The 16,917-nt window shown below is 68.7% G+C and carries 13 protein-coding genes; 5 read left to right on the forward strand and 8 right to left on the reverse strand.

All coding sequences use genetic code 11. From position 1 onward, the window contains the following. The first annotated feature begins 85 nt into the window (after nucleotides 1–85). Together ACFXGJ_RS19490 and ACFXGJ_RS19495 are read left to right on the forward strand one after the other, a co-directional pair. Nucleotides 86–997: a hypothetical protein gene (locus ACFXGJ_RS19490; RefSeq protein WP_378623437.1), complete on the forward strand. Its 912-nt coding sequence runs from the start codon at nucleotides 86–88 to the stop codon at nucleotides 995–997. Between the two features lie 29 nt (nucleotides 998–1,026). Further along, complete coding sequence (locus ACFXGJ_RS19495) at nucleotides 1,027–1,404, forward strand: DUF309 domain-containing protein (protein ID WP_378623441.1); 378 nt, start codon at nucleotides 1,027–1,029, stop codon at nucleotides 1,402–1,404. A gap of 82 nt (nucleotides 1,405–1,486) precedes the next feature. On the opposite strand, the gene ACFXGJ_RS19500 is transcribed toward ACFXGJ_RS19495, so the two are convergent. Further along, complete coding sequence (locus ACFXGJ_RS19500; RefSeq protein ID WP_378623444.1) at nucleotides 1,487–2,524, reverse strand: aspartate-semialdehyde dehydrogenase; 1,038 nt, start codon at nucleotides 2,522–2,524, stop codon at nucleotides 1,487–1,489. Nucleotides 2,525–2,526: 2 nt separating this feature from the next. Further along, entirely contained in the window at nucleotides 2,527–3,795 is a 1,269-nt protein-coding gene (locus tag ACFXGJ_RS19505; RefSeq protein WP_378421287.1) for an aspartate kinase, read from the reverse strand. Nucleotides 3,796–3,981: 186 nt separating this feature from the next. Here ACFXGJ_RS19505 and ACFXGJ_RS19510 point away from each other — a divergent pair, with 186 nt between their 5' ends. After that, entirely contained in the window at nucleotides 3,982–5,175 is a 1,194-nt protein-coding gene (locus tag ACFXGJ_RS19510) for a low temperature requirement protein A (RefSeq protein WP_378623468.1), read from the forward strand. Nucleotides 5,176–5,206: 31 nt separating this feature from the next. Continuing rightward, complete coding sequence (locus tag ACFXGJ_RS19515) at nucleotides 5,207–6,736, forward strand: bifunctional 3'-5' exonuclease/DNA polymerase (protein ID WP_378623449.1); 1,530 nt, start codon at nucleotides 5,207–5,209, stop codon at nucleotides 6,734–6,736. Here the strand turns inward: ACFXGJ_RS19515 and ACFXGJ_RS19520 are convergent. From ACFXGJ_RS19520 to ACFXGJ_RS19545, 6 genes are all read right to left on the reverse strand, one after another. Continuing rightward, nucleotides 6,715–7,704: a helix-turn-helix domain-containing protein gene (locus ACFXGJ_RS19520; protein ID WP_378623453.1), complete on the reverse strand. Its 990-nt coding sequence runs from the start codon at nucleotides 7,702–7,704 to the stop codon at nucleotides 6,715–6,717. The two genes, ACFXGJ_RS19515 and ACFXGJ_RS19520, sit on opposite strands and share 22 nt — an antisense overlap. Before the next feature lie 86 nt (nucleotides 7,705–7,790). After that, the gene (locus ACFXGJ_RS19525) at nucleotides 7,791–8,459 is read right to left on the reverse strand and encodes a hypothetical protein (RefSeq protein WP_378623456.1); all 669 of its coding nucleotides are present in this window, start codon (nucleotides 8,457–8,459) and stop codon (nucleotides 7,791–7,793) included. A 250-nt stretch (nucleotides 8,460–8,709) separates the two neighbouring features. Next, on the reverse strand, nucleotides 8,710–9,369 hold the full coding sequence (locus ACFXGJ_RS19530) for a GAP family protein (protein WP_378623458.1): 660 nt from the start codon (nucleotides 9,367–9,369) through the stop codon (nucleotides 8,710–8,712). Between the two features lie 140 nt (nucleotides 9,370–9,509). After that, nucleotides 9,510–10,847, reverse strand: coding sequence for a DUF1254 domain-containing protein (locus ACFXGJ_RS19535; RefSeq protein WP_378623461.1), 1,338 nt, complete (start codon nucleotides 10,845–10,847; stop codon nucleotides 9,510–9,512). 142 nt (nucleotides 10,848–10,989) lie between these two features. Next, a complete protein-coding gene (locus tag ACFXGJ_RS19540; RefSeq protein WP_378623465.1) occupies nucleotides 10,990–12,636 on the reverse strand; it encodes a SulP family inorganic anion transporter in 1,647 nt (548 codons plus the stop codon). 40 nt (nucleotides 12,637–12,676) lie between these two features. Beyond that, entirely contained in the window at nucleotides 12,677–14,344 is a 1,668-nt protein-coding gene (locus ACFXGJ_RS19545) for a SulP family inorganic anion transporter (RefSeq protein ID WP_378623471.1), read from the reverse strand. 69 nt (nucleotides 14,345–14,413) lie between these two features. Here ACFXGJ_RS19545 and ACFXGJ_RS19550 point away from each other — a divergent pair, with 69 nt between their 5' ends. Then, the gene (locus tag ACFXGJ_RS19550) at nucleotides 14,414–16,870 is read left to right on the forward strand and encodes an arylsulfatase (RefSeq protein WP_378623473.1); all 2,457 of its coding nucleotides are present in this window, start codon (nucleotides 14,414–14,416) and stop codon (nucleotides 16,868–16,870) included. Nucleotides 16,871–16,917: the final 47 nt, after the last annotated feature.

The following is a 16,917-nucleotide window of genomic DNA, read 5'->3' on the forward strand; positions in this document are numbered from 1 at the left end:
CCCGAGGGGCCGGACGGCGGGCGCTCGTATTTCACCTGGGCCGGATGATGATTCGGGACGGCAAGTCGAGTTGACTGTCCCTGTGATGAAGCAGTCGAAGCTCTCGGTGGCCTTGGCCAAGGAGGCTCTCGAGGTCCAGAAGCAGACCGCCCGGGGCTGGCTGAAGCGGACGGCCCCGGGACGAACGGTGGCACGGGTTATCAAGTCGATCATCGACATCGAGCTGGCCGACCGCTCCATGACCCTCGCGGCACAGGAGTTCACCTCCGTGCTGCCCGTGATCATCGCGGTAGGCACGATCGGGAACGTTCGACCGGCCACCGACACCCTCGTCGACCAGTTCGGCATCGATCCGGCGTCCTTCGACCTCACCGCGACCCTCGGATCCGTCCAGGCCGACAGGCCGACCTTCGCCACGTTCGGGATCATCGGCCTGCTCATGATCATCCTGAGCGGCACGTCCTTCGCCCGCGCGCTGGGCCGCGTCTACGGCAAGGTGTGGAACATTCCCACCCTGTCCATCCGCGGCGGCTGGCGCTGGATCGCCGTCCTGGTCGCGGTCGCGAGTTCGTTCCGGCTGATCGAACAGGCGCACAAACTGACTCAGATGGACTGGCTGGGCCGGCCGCTGGCATTCGGCACCGAGACCGCCATCTGGTTCGGACTGTGGGCCCTGGTGCCCTACCTGCTCACCGAGGGACGCCTCCGCGGCCGCGTGCTGTGGGCCACGGCCGGGCTCACCGCCATCGGGTTGGCGCTGCTGCGCATCGCCGGCCAGATCTACCTGCCCCTCGCGACCGCGTCGGCCCAGCAGAAATTCGGCGCCCTCGGTCTGGTGTTCACCACGATCACTTGGATGTTCTTCATGTCCGGCGTGGTCGTCGGATCGGCGGCGATCGTCAAGGCACTCGCGCTGGACGAGGGTGTGCTCGGGCGGCTGCTGCGCGGTCCGGTGATCGAGCCCGAACCGGATCCGGTGCGTGAGAGCGCGACGTGAGTCGTCCCGCGATCCGTAAGATTCGAGTCATGGCCGACGCATCCGGAGGGCCGCAGCTCGATCTCGGCGCCACCGTCACCGAATCGCAGCGCCTGCTCGACCGCGGCGCGACGGAGGAAGCGGGCGTCCTGCTCGCCGGCACGGCCCGCGAGGCGCCCGACGAGGAACTCGAACTGTGGCAGGGGCTGGCGCTGCTGATCGAGGGCCTCGCCCTGGTCAACCGGGGCGAATCGGAGGCCGCCGGGTTCGCCCTCCGACGCGGACGCGACCTCGTCGGGCCGTATCGGGCGACGCCCCCGCACGCGCTGGACGTCGACGGGCTGGTCGGCTGGGCCACACATCTGATCGACGATTTCGCCGTCGAGAAGTCACCGGCCCCGCCGGTCCCCCGACTCCGCCTGCCGTGACCCCCAAAACACGACTTCCCCAATGTCACATCGGTTCAGCTGAAGCGAACCAATGTGACATTGGGGAAGTGCGGGTGGCGGGTCAGCCGACGAGCAGCTCCGCGATCTGAATGGTGTTGAGCGCGGCACCCTTACGCAGGTTGTCGCCGCAGACGAACAGCGCCAGGCCACGACCGCCGGGCACGCCCGGATCCTGACGGATCCGGCCGACCAGCGACGGGTCCGAGCCGGCCGCGGCGAGCGGGGTCGGCACGTCCACCAGCTCGACGCCCGGGGCGTCGGCGAGAAGTTCCTTCGCCCGCTCGACGGACAGCGGGTTGCCGAACTCGGCGTTGATCGACAGCGAGTGCCCGGTGAACACCGGCACGCGCACGCAGGTCCCGCTGACCAGCAGGTCCGGGATCCCGAGGATCTTGCGGGACTCGTTGCGCAGCTTCTGGTCCTCGTCGGTCTCGCCGCTGCCGTCCTCGACCAGCGCACCGGCCAGCGGGATGACGTCGAACGCGATCGGCGCGACGTACTTGTTCGGCGCGGGGAACGACACGGCGCTGCCGTTGTGGACGAGCTTCTCGGCGTCGTCGATGACGGCGCGGGCCTGCGTCGCGAGCTCCTCGACGCCGGCCAGCCCGCTGCCGGACACGGCCTGGTAGCTGCTGACGATCAGTCGCTGCAGACCGGCCTCGTCGTGCAGCACCTTGAGCACCGGCATCGCTGCCATCGTGGTGCAGTTCGGGTTGGCGATGATGCCCTTCGGCGGGTTCTTCGCCTCCTCCGGGTTGACCTCGCTGACCACGAGCGGGACCTCGGGGTCCTTGCGCCACGCGGACGAGTTGTCGATCACGGTGGCGCCCGCAGCGGCGAACCGCGGCGCCTGCGCACGCGACAGGGTGGCACCGGCCGAGAACAGCGCGATGTCGATGCCCTTCAGGTCCTCGTCCGAGACCGCGGCGGCGTCCTCGACGACGATCTGCTCGCCACGGAACGGCAACGTGGTCCCGGCCGAGCGGGCCGACGCGAAGAACCGCACCTTGTCGGCCGGGAACTTGCGCTCCTCGAGCAGGGCGCGCATGACGGCGCCGACCTGTCCGGTCGCACCGACCACTGCAAGTGTCAAAGCCATGACTAGCGTCCCGTTCCTGCGTGGACGACGGCCTCTTCGTCGCCGCCCAGATCGAATGCCTTGTGGATCGCGCGCACCGCGTCGTCGAGGTCCGCGTCCGCGACGAGCACCGAGATGCGGATCTCCGAGGTGGAGATCAGGTCGATGTTCACGCCCGCCTCGGCGAGCGCCTCGCAGAAGGTGGCGGTGACGCCGGGGTGGCTCTTCATGCCGGCGCCGACCAGAGAGACCTTGCCGATGCTGTCGTCGAAGAGCACCTCCGAGAAACCGATCTCGGCCTGCAGCGCGGTCAGCTTCTCGACCGCGGCGGTGAGGTCCGTCTTCGGCAGCGTGAAGGTGATGTCGGTCTTGCCCGTCTCCACCTTCGAGATGTTCTGCAACACCATGTCGATGTTGATCTCGGCCTCGGCGACCGCGCGGAAGACCTGGGCCGCGTAGCCCGGGGTGTCGGGCAGGCCGACGACGGTGACCTTGGCCTCGCTGCGGTCGTGCGCGACGCCGGTGAGGATGGCTTCTTCCACGGGAATGTCCTCCATCGATCCGGACACCATGGTGCCGGGCTTGGTGGTGTACGAGGAACGAACGTGCACGGGCACGTTGTATCGGCGGGCGTACTCGACGCAACGGAGCATGAGCACCTTCGCCCCGCAGGCCGCCATCTCCAGCATCTCCTCGAAGGAGACGGTGTCCAGCTTCTGGGCGTCGGAGACGATCCGCGGGTCGGCGCTGAAGATGCCGTCGACGTCGGTGTAGATCTCGCAGACGTCGGCCTTCAGCGCGGCCGCGAGCGCGACGGCGGTGGTGTCGGAGCCGCCGCGGCCGAGGGTGGTGACGTCCTTGCTGTCCTGGCTGACGCCCTGGAAGCCGGCGACCAGCACGATCGACCCGCGGTCGAGGGCGTCGCGCACCCGGCCCGGGGTGACGTCGATGATCTTGGCGTTGCCGTGCGCGCCGGTGGTGATCACGCCGGCCTGCGACCCGGTGAAGGAACGGGCCTCCTCGCCGAGGCTGTGAATGGCCATCGCGACCAGGGAGTTCGAGATGCGCTCACCCGAGGTGAGCAGCATGTCCATCTCCCGCGCCGGCGGACCCGACGGGCAGACCTGCTGCGCCAGGTCGAGCAGCTCGTCGGTGGTGTCGCCCATCGCCGAGACCACGACGACCACGTCGTTGCCGGCGCGTTTGGTCTCCACGATCCGTTCAGCGACGCGTCGGATGCGCTCGGCGGATGCCACCGAGGATCCGCCGTACTTCTGCACGACGAGCGCCACGCCATAACCTCCGGATCGGGAAACAAGTGAGTAGTCCGGTTGACCAGCTTACCGACGCCATCGGCCGCGCTCGCAGCCAGCCGGTACCACCCGCATCCGCCCCTCCCCGCCGGGGCGCGCCGATGCCCGGCGAGTGCGCGTGACCGATGGCAACATGAGCGGGTGATCACCCCCAAACGCCTGCGTATGCAGGAGGTTCAGGAGCGGGCATCGGTATCGCCGCTCGAGCTCTTCTTCGATCTGGTGTTCGTGTTCGCACTGACCCGGGTCACCGACCTGATGGCGGTCGAGACGACCGCGGCGAACGTCCTGCGCGCCGCCCTGGTGATGGCCGTGCTCTGGTGGTCGTGGGTCGGCTACTCCTGGCTGTGGAACCTGGTCAAGGCCGACGAGGGCATCGCGAGCGTCGTGTTGTTCTGTGCGATGGGCGCGGTGTTCGTCACCGCGCTCACCATCCCCGAGGCCTTCGACGACCTGCCCGGCGGGCTCCCCGGCCCGGTCGTCTTCGCGCTCGGCTACTTCGTCGTGCGACTGCTGCACCTGGTGATGTTCTGGATCATCAGCACCGAGGACCCGCAACTGCGTCGGCAGGTGATCCGATTCGCGCCGAGCATGGTGGCCGGGACCGTCTGCCTGCTGATCGCGTCGCAGCTGACGGGCGCCGCGCAGATCGCGCTCTGGGCGGCGGCGCTGGTGGGCGACTACCTCGGCACCCTCGTCGGCGGCGCGGAGTGGCGGCTGAACTCGGTCAGCCACTTCGCCGAGCGGCACGGGCTGATCATCATCGTCGCGCTAGGCGAGTCCGTCGTGTCCATCGGCATCGGCGTGGCCGCGCTGCCGATCTCGTGGGCGATCATCGTCTCGTCCCTGCTCGGGCTCGCCGTGTCCGGCCTCCTGTGGTGGTCGTACTTCGACGTCACCTCGACGGCCGTCGAGCACGCCTTCGAGTCCGCGACGGGCGCGCGGCTCATCAAGATCGCCCAGCACTGCTACACCTACGCCCACCTGCCGATGGTGTTCGGCATCGTGATGATGTCCCTCGGCCTGAAGAAGGTGATCTCCTACGCGGCGGACGGAAACCACCACCGGCTCACCGATCCGCTGTACGGCTGGCCGCTGGTCGCGCTGCTCGGCGGAGCCGCCCTGTACCTGCTCGCGCTCGTGTACTTCAAGGCGTACCCGACCGGTTCGCTGACGATGTCCCGCATCGTCACCGCGGCCGTCCTCGTCGCACTCGTCCCCGTCCTGTGGCACGTCCCGGCCCTCGCGACGCTCGGCACGCTCGCCGCGGTGCTGGTCGCGATGGTCGGCTACGAGCTGTGGCGGTTCGCCGATCCGCGTGAGCAGATCCGGCACGGCGAACGCGAGCAGGCGCCGTAGGACTGTCGGACCCGCGGGGCACACTGGCACCGTGAGGATCGTGGTGGCGCCGGGGCCGGAGCGGGCAGTCGTGATCCCCACCGACGAGGCGGGGGTCCCCTCGGGTGATGCCCTGGTGTTCCCGGACGTCGCCGCCGCGGTCCGGGAGCTCGAGTCCGGGCACCCGCGATGGGTGTGGCCGGACACGGCAGGCGCCTACCCTGCGGTGCTCCGCGCCGGACTGCGGGTGCAGCGCTGCCACGACCTGGCACTGACCTCGGCCCTGCTGCGCGCACGCGACGGCGAACCTCCGGTCGAGGCACCGGCGCCCGTCGACGATCGCCCGGGACTGTTCGACAGCACCCCCGCCAGCGATCCGTCGACCGTCCTCGCACAGCACGCCGACCAGGTCGACCGGATCGGATCCGACGGCCGCCTCAGGCTGCTGGTGGCGGCGGAGTCCGCGGGCGCCCTGGCGGCCGCCGAGATGGGGCACGTCGGGATGCCGCTCTCCGCGGCCGCCCACCACCGACTGCTCGAGGCAAGCCTCGGGCCCCGCGTGAGCGGGGACGTCCTGCCGCAACGCCTTCGGGAGGTCGCCGACGAGGTCGCCGCGGCCTTCGGGCGGCGGGTCAACCCGGCCTCGCACGTGGAGCTGGTGGAGGCCTTTGCCCGCGACGGCGTCGAGCTGAGCTCGACCCGCGCCTACCTGATCCGCGACGTCGACCATCCGGCGGTCGAGCCGTTGCTGCGCTACCGGGATCTGGCCAAGCTGCACGCCGCGAACGGCTGGAGCTGGCTCGACACGTGGGTGCGCGACGACCGGTTCCGGCCCGTCTACGTCCCGGGCGGCGTGGTGTCCGGCCGCTGGGCCAGTCGCGGCGGTGGGGCATTGCAGATTCCGAAGCCCTTGCGTACCAGCGTGATCGCCGATCCCGGCCACACCCTGGTGATCGCCGACGCCGGTCAGCTCGAGCCACGCATCCTCGCGGCCATGTCCGGCGACCGGCTGATGGTGGCGGCGGCGGGCGCCGACGACCTCTACGCACCGGTGGCGGCGGAGGTCTTCGACGGCGACCGCGCCAAGGCGAAGGTGGCGATCCTCGGGGTGCTCTACGGCGCCACCGCGGGCGAGTCCCGCGCGCTGCTCACGTTGCTGCGCAGGCGGTTTCCCACCGCCGTGCAGTTCGTGGAGGACGCTGCCCGGGCGGGGGAACGCGGCGAGGTGGTCAGCTCGTGGCTCGGCCGGACCTGCCCACCGCCGGACGAGCGGTGGTGGTCGACGGGCGACGCGCACGCCCGCGGCCGATTCACCCGCAACTTCGTCGTGCAGGCGACGGCGGCCGAGTGGGCACTGTGCCTGCTGGCGGAACTGCGGCGCCGACTCGCCGACGAGGACGGGGCGGAACTGGTGTTCTTCCAGCACGACGAGGTCGTCGTGCACTGCCGGGATGCCGACGCGGCCACGCGGCACGTGCTGGAGGCCACCGCGGCGGCGACACGACTGCTGTTCGGCGACACAGAGGTTCGGTTCCCGATGGATGTCGCGGTCCGGGACTGCTACGCCGACCCCGAGCCCTGACCCCGGCCCACCGGCTCCCGGCGGATCGACCGCGGCGACGATCCGGTCAGGTCCCGGACCGCTCGACTGAACTGACTGAGTCCCACGAACCCGCTGCGGATCGCGACCTGACTGATGGTCAGGTCGGCATGCGTCGGATCGGTGAGCAGCTCGATGCCCCACCGGACCCGACGGCGGCGAATGAGGTCGTAGACCGAGTGCTCCTCCGACTCGAACAGCTTCTGCAGGTACCGGGGACTGACGTTGATGCTCGCCGCGACGTCGGCCACGGTGAGGGCGGGGTCGGTGAAGTGGCTGTCGACGAATTCTCGCGCCCGCGCTCGGTTCTGGGCGCCGCTCTCGTCGTGTGCAGGCGACCGATCGGTCGCCTGCCGGATCACCGCGAGGCACAGGTCGACGATGGCGTGTTCGATCAGCGTCGTTTCCACCGCGCCGGGCCGGCACAGGTCCGACGCGGCGAACTGTGCGAGTACCGCGGCGAGCGCCTCGGACAGCGGGGAGGCCGGGACCGTGGCGCCGACGAGGGCGCGACTGTCCACGGACCGCGACGCCAGCAGGGCGTGCGGCAGGTAGATGAACACGTAGTCACCGCGACGAGACAGCCCCACCTCGAACGGCGCGGCGAAGTCGGCGAATGTCACCTCGCCCGCGACGGCCCTGGCACCGACGCGGTTCTGTTCGACCCGCACCTCGCCGGAGCGCACGCAGACCATGGACAGGTAGGCGCTGTGCTCGTCGCTCAGCATGGTCGGCGGCCTGATCACCGTCACCGCGGTCGAGCGCAGGCGATTGACCCGAATGGAGCCGAAGTCGGCCGAACTCATCTCCGCCCGAAAGCGTTCCGGGTGCCCGGCGACCATCTCGGCGGCGACGGAGAGCATGTCCAGTCCCGCCGGACCGCTCACCCGCACCCCACCGTGGAACCGTTGCGTGAGCGACGACGCCTGCGGCAAGGACCTCCCCGTCATGTCCACCCCAGTCACCCGACCCAGGAATCCCCAACCCGGGGAAGACTACCGTCGCGACGCGCCTCGCGGGCGGGTCTGCGCCTCGCTCACCAGGCGGGCACGGCCGCCGGCAGGCGAGCAAGCCCCGCTCCGCCGGTCACGAGGCCGCGGAGCGCGGCACTGAGGCCGCGGAGGTCCGCCGCCCGATCCGCGCCCGGCAGGGTGCCGGGGAAGGCCAGGTACACCTCGCCGCGTTCACCGACCCGCAGTCGACCGGGGTTCTCGAGGTCGAGGATCGAGTCCATCTCGTGCGCTCGGCGCATCGTGTTCACGAGGGGCCGGATCGCCTGGGAAGCCGCGGCACGCGAGGGCCGGGTGGCGGCGACCTCGCCGAGCGAGCGACTGGGCAGCCACTCCGAGACCACCGCCCCGCCCGCGTCCGTGTCGACCATGTCCAGGATGCGGGTCATCGCCGGAGACCTGACTCCGCACATCCACACGGTGCAGGCGAACACCTCGTCCGTGTCCACCCGATCGAGCGCTGCACCGGAATCCGCACCGACGAGGGTCAACCCCACCTCACGTCCCGACACCAGGTCGACAGCGTGCCAGAACTCGACGGACGGTGCGGTCCCGCAGCAGGCGAGCAACCGATAGCGCTGGGAGGCGAACGTGCTGCCCGGGACGTGTCCCGCGGGCGAGAGGCCCGCTGGAAGCCGCACGAGTCCGGGCGAGGACGCCGCCACGGGAGGCAGCCGTTCGGTGTCAGCGCGCATGCACCGACGTCCGGCCGCGCGAGGCTGTGTGCACCCATGGCATGTGAGCATCCTCACACAGGTTTCTCACGGCGCAACCTCTAGGTTTGCGCCGATTTGCACTGCGGCACAAAGCGATGCCATCGAGATAGCCGACTCGGCCAACCTAACACGCAGGTAAACGCCGAGTGTCGGGTGCGAGCCACCCCTTCGTGCGAACGCATTTCGTCGCATCCCCGTGCGCAAATTGTGTAGTCCGCTCATCCGTCGCTCACGACACCAGGGCCAGCGCGCCGCGAATCGTGAAGAGCGCGCCGAATCCGAGGAAGACGGCCACCCCGAGTTCCTTGTTGCGACGGACCATCCAGGACTTGACGGCGTCGAGTCCGCGGCGCGCCCGGGCGCCGAGCGCCACGTACGCCCCGATCGGGACCAGGAAGTCGACCATGGCCGCGAGCAGCAGCAGCGCGGTGCCGACCAGAGCCTGAGCCCATGTCGGGCCGGAACTCGCGATGATGCTCAACCCGGACATCATGATGAACAGATTCGGGTTGAGGTTCGCGAGCAGCAGCCCGATCAGGAAGGCGCGGCGCGGAGTGGCCTTCTCGAGTTCGATCATCCAGTTCGGCTTCTCCGCCAGCAGCTTCTTGCGCTGAAGCAGTTGCGCAAGGCCGACAGCGAGAAACAGCAGACCGACCACAAGACCGATCCAGTGCGAGAACGTCCGCGAGGTGGTCGACGGATCGCCCGCGCCGCCGATCAGCGCCGCGAGGCCGATCATCGAGTACACGAACAGGAACGCACCGGCGAAGCTCAACGCGTTGCGCATGGGATTGTTCGACTGCAGCAGCAGGACGCAGCCCGCGACAGCCGCCGGAGTGATGATCAGTCCGATCATCTCCGGAATCAGAAGCAGGACGAGATCTCCCATCGCGCACCCTCTCTCACGCCCACCGAACACGGGCCGATGGCCTGCATCCGACGCTAGGTGCACGACGGGTGGCGCGACTCACCCACAACGAATGAACACGTCGGGAGCTCTCGCCCGTCGTGGATCCGGGGGGGTACGGCTCAGCGAACCTTGACGATCGGCGGGATCTCGTAGGTGCCGTCCAGTACCTCCGGACGGGGGCTGTACATGCGCAGCAGTGGACGGAACCCGTCCGGCGGCGTTGGCAACCAGTTCGCCCGAGCCTCAGCATCTTCGGGCGCATCAGAGCTGAGGGTTACGGTCAACGAGCCGTCGTCCGCGTAGACCAGACCCGGGGTACGGTCACCGATCGAGTAGCGGTCGATCTCGTTGTCCACGAGGTAGAACTCCGGCAGGTCGTACATCGTGATGGACCAGAACGCGTCGACCGGCGGCGTCTGCGCGAAGGTCAGTGTGTAGGTGTGATCCCCGCTGAGTTCGTCGCCGTCGGCGTCGAGATACACCGGCGCGTAGGCGGCCTCGTACCCGTGGTTGCCCCAGAGACCTCCCATCGCGGCTGCCGCTCGCAACCCGATCGCCTTGGTGCGGTCTGCGATTCGCCACTCCGGCGAGTTGATCGTGCCGATCTCGAAGTAGTCGTCGTTGTAGTCGAACGCGTGGTACGCCAGGTGCCACCCGTTCACGACGGTGTCGCCCGCACCCGACTTCAGGGCCGCAACCAGTCCCGCATGGCCGGCCTGCTCCCCTGCGGTGAGCGCGGCGGTCAGTTCCGGGTCGGCCGCCAGGTAGGGCGAGACGAACCAGTCGAGCAGACCGAGCGGCTCGAACGACTGCAACAGCGGCAGGTCCTGTGCCGCGGGCGGGTAGGCCTGCAGGTACACGCGCAGCATCTCCCAGAATGCCAGCCCCGCCGGAACATTCGGATCCGGTGCCGGCGGGCCCGGCGCGGGTTCGGCCGCTCCGACCGGCGTGATCGTCAACTGCTCCTGCAACACCCGCACCCGCGGCAGGTCCGCCTCGCCGTCGCAGGCCCACCGCCCGACGATCGAGGCGATCGTGGTGGGACTGGCGATCCTGGTGACGCCGTCGGGCACCTCGCCGGTCCACGCGGGTGGGGTGAGAAGGTAGCGGCCGTGGCCGGTCCCGGTGGCCCGCTTACCGACGTAAGCGAAGTTGTCGGTCCACGCATCGACGAACTGCAGCACGTAGTAGGCACCGTCGGTGTCCGGAACCTCCAACAGCATCGGACCGTTCGTCAGGTCGATTTGCGCCATCGAGTACACAGTGTCGTTGTTGATGGAGACGAAGGTGTCCTCCGGGCCGGCCAGCGAGCCGGCGTGACTGAAGTGATTGAAGGGCGCGGCCGGGTTGGACCCGACGCCGGTGGTGACGTAGCGCTGCACCTGGTTTAGGTTGAACACCAAGGGGAATCCGTACACGTACGCCTTCGCGGCAAGATCCTTCAGATCGGTACTCATGACGGCCTCCCGTTCGACACGGTCCGCGCGGCGACACCGTGTGCTGGCGACTGCTCCCCATCGAGTGTGAACCCCGACGGGCTGTTTCGCACGTAATAGCGGCTCCGCCGCAGTGGTGCGGTTACGGAGTCTCCGGACTCCGTCACCGCACCAGTGCGCGAAGCGCATCTTCCACGGTGTCGAAAATCCGCCCCGACTTCTGGAACTGGCGCCCGACCGTGGTCCCGAGTGCCGTCTCGAGTTCGTTCGGCGGCAGATCCGCGAAGTAGACCGTCACGCCACGAGCGGACAGCTCCTGGTCGAGATCGCGGACGTGGTGCATGACGGTCGTGGTGATCTTCCAGGCCCGTGAGCAGTCCACCACCACGGCCTTCGCGCCCGCGGCCTCGGCCCGTTCCCGGATCGCGGTGACATTCGCGAGCACGTTCGCCGTGTACAGCGCCGAGTTGATCCGCAGCACCAGGGGGTCGGCCGGCGTCGACGGCGCGTCCTCCTCGCCGCCGATCCACCGGCCGTCCACATCCCGGCTCAGCTGGACCACGTGTGGCCTGTTCAGTTCCCGCAACACCAGGTACAGCGTGAACAGGACGCCCACCGCCACCGCCGGCAGCAGCCCCGCCGTGAGCCCGATCAGCGCGGTCGCCAGCGCCACCCAGAACTCGTCGCGATTGAGCCGCCAGAAACGGGCGAACACCTTCAGGTCCACCAGGCCCAGTGTCGCGACGACCACCATCGCCCCGAGGGTGGCCTCCGGCAGATCGCTGAGGACCGGAGCCAGGAACAGCGCCACCAACACGGCCAGCACGGCGGTGACCAGGCCGGTCAGCTGCGTGCGGGCGCCCGCACGCAGCGCCACCGCGGTCTGCGAGAAACCGCCCGCCGGCGGCAGCGTGTGGAAGAACGCACCCGCCACCGATGCCACGCCGTTCGCCAACATCTCCTGGTTGCTGTCGATCTGCGGTTCGCCCTGCCGGCGCACCCCGCGGGCGACCGACACGGTCTCCAGGAAGGCCATCGCCGCGATGGCGAGCGCACCCGGAATCAGCGCACCCACATCGTGCATCGAAGGGATCCCAGGCAGCGGGATCCCTTGTGGCACCTCGGCTATCAGCTCCACACCGCGGTCCCGCAGCCCGGTGAACGCGATCAATGCGATTCCGGCCGCCACGACGACCAGCGGCCCGGGTACCCGGGGAACGAACTTCGCCATCGCGTAGAGCGCGGCGATCGACCCGGCCGCCAGCAGCACCGTCGCAAGATTCGCGTCCCCGATCTGCCGGACCGCCGACCACAGAACCCGGAAGAACCCGGTCGCCTCCGGGTCGGACGGAACCCCGAGCAGCTTGGGTAGCTGGCCGACCGCCACGGTCAGCCCCACACCGGCCTTGATCCCGGACAGCGTTGCCTCGCTGATGTTCTCGATGATCGCGCCGAGCCTCAGCACGCGGGCCAGCAGCAGGATCACCCCGACCAGCAGGGTCAGTGTCATCAGGGACGACTGCGCGTCGTCGCTGCCGGCAGCGATCCCGGCGCCGATCATCGTCGACGCGGTGAGGATGGCGATCGTCGAGGTGGTGCTGACGCTGATCGCCCGCGACCCGCCGAGCATCGCGTACACCACCATCGGGACCATGCAGGTGTACAGACCGATCTGCACGGGCATGTCGGCGATCGTCGCGTAGGCCATCGCCTGCGGGATCACCACCGCGCCCGCGCTGAGGCCGGCCACGACATCCGCACGGAGCCAATCCTTCTGGTAACCGGCGAGGGTGGGGGCAACCAGCGTCACTCGAAGCCATCTCCCTCGAGTCCGGAGGGGTTCGGATCAGTCATCGCGATTCCTCCGTGTCCGCCAGCGCCTCACTCACCGTCGGGTAGATTCCGACCACCCCGCCGGCGCCCGACGACTGCCGGAGGGTGTCGCGGAACTGGCCGATGTCGCGGGCAACCCGCAGGTCGATACCTTTGCGTCCGAGTGTGTCTCGAAGCTGGAGCAGCATTTCCGCCGCACTGACGTCGACGAAGGGTGAGGTCTCGGCATCGAGGACCACCAGTCGGGTCGTCTCGGTGCACAAGGCCTCGATGCCGTCCTTGACGTGGTCTGCATTTGCGAAGAACAGACCTGCCTCGACGCGGACAACGACGACGTCGGGCAACGTGGTCAGCTCAGGTTGCCGCTCGGCGTCGACCCAGAGCGAGCCCTGCTTGGCCAGCGCGGCCACATGCGGTCGCGACGCGCGGTAGAGCAGCAGCAGCATTGACACCCCGATCCCGATCACCAAACCGGGCAGGGTGTCGAACAACAGCACACCCGTCATGGCGGCGATTGCGGCGGCGAAGTCGGCTCGCGCGGCGGGCCCGTAGATGCTGCCGAGCCGCTCGGTCCACACCCCGTAGAGCCGCCTCAGCGCGGGGATGTCCACCAGCTCGACGACCGCGGCGATCACGACCGCTGCGAGGGTGGCCTCGGGCAGCTTCTCGAACAGCCCGGTCAGGAACAGCAGCGTGAGCACCGTCAGTGCCGCGACAACCAGGCCGCTCACCTGTGATTTGGCGCCGGCGCCGCCGTTCACCGCGGTCTTGGAGAGGCTGCCGTTGACGACCATGCCGGAGCCGAGCCCGGCGCCCAGGTTGGCGGCGCCGAGCCCGAGCAGTTCCCGGTTGGCATCGATCTCGTAGCCGGACTTGGCGGCGTAGGTCTTGGCCGCGCCGAGCCCCTCGGCGAAACCGATGAGCAGCACGCCGACGGCCGGGCCGAGCAGGTCCACGTAGTCGTCGAACCCGACGCCGCCGGGCAGGCCGACCGAGGGCAGGCCGGACTGGATGTGGCCGACGATCTCGACGCCCTTGTCCTCCAGTCCGAACACCGCGACCGCCACGATGCCGAGCAGCACGGCGAGCAGCGATCCCGGGATCAGCGGCAGCCAGCGCTTGAATCCGAGCACCACGGCAAGGCTCGACAGTCCGACCGCCAGGGTCCGCCAATCGGTGTCACCTAGGTGCCGAACGACCCCCCATGCCTGCTCGAAGAAGTTGCCCTCGGACTTCTTCACGCCGAACAGCTTGGGTACCTGGCCGATGATGATCGTCAGCGCGAGACCGACGATGAATCCCTTGAGCACCGGCTCGGAGATGAAGGACGCGATGAAACCGAGCCGGATCAGGCCGGCGAGCAACCCGACGATCCCGGTGGCGACGGCGAGCACCGCCGAGAGCGCGATGTACTTGCCACCGTCCGCACCTGCGAGCGGGGCGATGATGGCCGCCGACAGCGCCGCCGTCGCCGACATCGGCCCGACCACCAGGTGCCGCGAGCTGCCCGCTGCGGCGTACAGGATCAGCGACGGGACGGCCGCGTACAGACCGACGACGGGCGGGACGCCCGCGATGGTCGCGTAGGCCAGCGCCTCCGGTACCAGCACAGCCCAGACCGTCAGGCCCGCAATGACATCGGGCCGGATCCATTTCACCTGATAGTCCTGGAGCGATCCGAACAGGAACCAGGGTTTCCCCACCTTCTGCGGAGTGGTCACGGTGCGTAGGCCCCCTTCGTCCACGGTCGGTCCATTGTTCGACGGTTCGGCCCGTACCCGCTTCACCTTGCACGGGTGAAGCAGTGTCACTCGGATACCGCGACGATCGAGCGGGATGACTTCCGAACCGAGCGAGGAGCGATCGTGACCAAGGAATTCAAGGGCAGCATCGAACTCGACGTCCGTGACTCGGTGTCGGACTGGGACGCCTTCCTGCCGGAGAAGGCACCGAAGGACGCACCGAACGTGCTGGTCGTGCTCTACGACGACACCGGCATGGCCGCCTGGTCGCCCTACGGCGGCCGGATCAACATGCCGACCATGGACCGGCTTGCGAACGACGGTCTGACGTACAGCCAGTGGCACACGACGGCCCTGTGCTCGCCTACCCGCTCCACGTTCCTCACCGGGCGCAACCACCACCTCAACGGCTTCGCGTCGATCTCCGAGTCCTCCACGGGATTTCCCGGTTACAACTCCCACATCCCGCCGTCGAACGCCACGATGGCAAACGTCCTGCGCGACGCGGGGTGGTCGACGTTCTGGGTCGGCAAGAACCACAACGTGCCGATCGACGAGTGGACGGCGGGGGCCTCGAAGAAGAACTGGCCGCTCGCGCAGGGTTACGACCGCTTCTACGGATTCATCGGCGGCGAGACCAACAACTGGTATCCCTCGCTCGCCGAGGACAACCGCTACATCGACCAGCCCTACTCGCCCGAGGAGGGCTACCACCTCTCGAAGGATCTCGCGGACCAGGCGCTGCGGATGATCCGCGACGTCAAGCAGACCGAGCCCGAGAAGCCCTGGTACCTGTGGTTCTGCCCCGGCGCGAACCACGCCCCGCACCACGCGCCGCAGGAGTACATCGACAAGTACAAGGGCATGTTCGACGACGGCTACGAGGCCTACCGCGAATGGGTGCTCGCCCGGATGGTCGAGAAGGGCATCGTCCCCGAGGACACCGACCTCACACCCTTGAACCCGATGCCCGAGGGCACGTTCTCCCCCACAGACGAGGTGCGGCCGTGGGGCGAGCTGAACGACGAAGAGAAGGCCATGTTCAGCCGCATGGCCGAGGTGTTCGCCGGCTTCTCCGAGTACACCGACGCCCAGGTCGGCCGGATCGTCGACTATCTCGAGGAGTCGGGCCAGCTCGACAACACGCTCATCATCTACTGCGCCGACAACGGCGCCTCCGGCGAGGGCAGCCCCAACGGCTCGGTGAACGAGGGCAAGATCTTCGGCGGCTACCCCGACGACGAGGCCGAGAACCTCCGCATGGTCGACAAGCTCGGCAGTCCGGACACCTACAACCACTACCCGACCGGCTGGGCGGCGGCGTTCTCCACGCCGTACAAGATGTTCAAGCGCTACACCTACCAGGGCGGGGTCTGCGACCCGCTGGTCATCCACTGGCCGGCGGGCATGAAGGCGCGCGGCGAGGTGCGCCACCAGTACCACCACTCCACCGACATCGTGCCCACGATCCTCGAGGCGTGCGGCGTCGAGTTCCCCGGCACCTACAACGGCGTGGAGCAGACGCCGCTGTCGGGCGTCTCGATGAAGTACTCCTTCGACGCGCCCGCGGACGGCCCGACGGCCAAGCAGACCCAGTACTACGAGATGTTCGGCCAGCGCGGCCTGTGGCACCAGGGCTGGAAGGCCGTCTCCGTGCACGGTCCGGTCTCGGGCATGAGCAACTTCGACAAGGACGAGTGGGAGCTGTACCACGCCGACGTCGACCGCGCCGAGGCGCACGACCTCGCGGCCGCGCACCCGGACAAGCTCGAGGAGCTCAAGGCGCTGTGGATGGAGGAGGCGAAGGCGAACAAGGTCCTGCCGCTGAACGACCTCCAGATCATCGGCAACCCGAAGGACTTCGAGACCTTCGTGGGCATGGAGTTCCACCAGCCGGTCCCGCCGAGCGGCCAGTACGTGTACTACCCCGGCACCTCCGAGGTGCCGGAACGGTCCGCGGCGAACGTGCACGGCGTCTCGTACAAGATCCTCGCCGAGGTGGACCTCACGCCGGACTCGCAGGGCGTGATCTTCGCGCACGGCTCGCGCTTCGGCGGGCACTCGCTGTTCATCAAGGACGGCGTCGTCACGTATGCGTACAACTTCCTCGGCATCCCGCCCGAGGACCGCATCTCGGCTCCGGTCCCGACGTCGGGCAGGCACATCATCGGCGTCGAGTTCACGAAGGAGGGCATGGGCCAGTTCCGCGAGGGCGTCGGCCCGCTGAAGCTGTTCATCGACGACCAGCAGGTCGGCGAGCAGAAGATCCGGACGGTCCTCGGCCACTTCTCGCTCTGCGGCGAGGGCCTGTGCATCGGCTACGACAGCGCGGACCCGGTGTCGAGCGCGTACCCGGAGCCGCGCTTCGAGTTCCGAGGCGGCGAGATCGCGAAGGTCGTCTTCGACATCGCCGACGACGCGTATGTCGACGTCGAAAGCCACCTTGCGGCGGCGATGTCCCGCGACTGACTAAGAGCCGCAGTAGATCTCGGCGCCGCTTCCGCTCAGCGGAAGCG

Source organism: Rhodococcus sp. NPDC059234, assembly GCF_042754225.1.
GTDB lineage: Bacteria > Actinomycetota > Actinomycetes > Mycobacteriales > Mycobacteriaceae > Rhodococcus_G.

What these genes read in the sequence shown, in the direction of transcription:
- ACFXGJ_RS19490 (WP_378623437.1), top strand. Translation starts at nt 86, where the DNA reads ATGAAGCAGTCGAAGCTCTCGGTGGCCTTGGCCAAGGAGGCTCTCGAG.
- ACFXGJ_RS19495 (WP_378623441.1), top strand. Translation starts at nt 1,027, where the DNA reads ATGGCCGACGCATCCGGAGGGCCGCAGCTCGATCTCGGCGCCACCGTC.
- ACFXGJ_RS19500 (WP_378623444.1), bottom strand. Translation starts at nt 2,524, where the DNA reads ATGGCTTTGACACTTGCAGTGGTCGGTGCGACCGGACAGGTCGGCGCC.
- ACFXGJ_RS19510 (WP_378623468.1), top strand. Translation starts at nt 3,982, where the DNA reads ATGCAGGAGGTTCAGGAGCGGGCATCGGTATCGCCGCTCGAGCTCTTC.
- ACFXGJ_RS19520 (WP_378623453.1), bottom strand. Translation starts at nt 7,704, where the DNA reads ATGACGGGGAGGTCCTTGCCGCAGGCGTCGTCGCTCACGCAACGGTTC.
- ACFXGJ_RS19525 (WP_378623456.1), bottom strand. Translation starts at nt 8,459, where the DNA reads ATGCGCGCTGACACCGAACGGCTGCCTCCCGTGGCGGCGTCCTCGCCC.
- ACFXGJ_RS19530 (WP_378623458.1), bottom strand. Translation starts at nt 9,369, where the DNA reads ATGGGAGATCTCGTCCTGCTTCTGATTCCGGAGATGATCGGACTGATC.
- ACFXGJ_RS19535 (WP_378623461.1), bottom strand. Translation starts at nt 10,847, where the DNA reads ATGAGTACCGATCTGAAGGATCTTGCCGCGAAGGCGTACGTGTACGGA.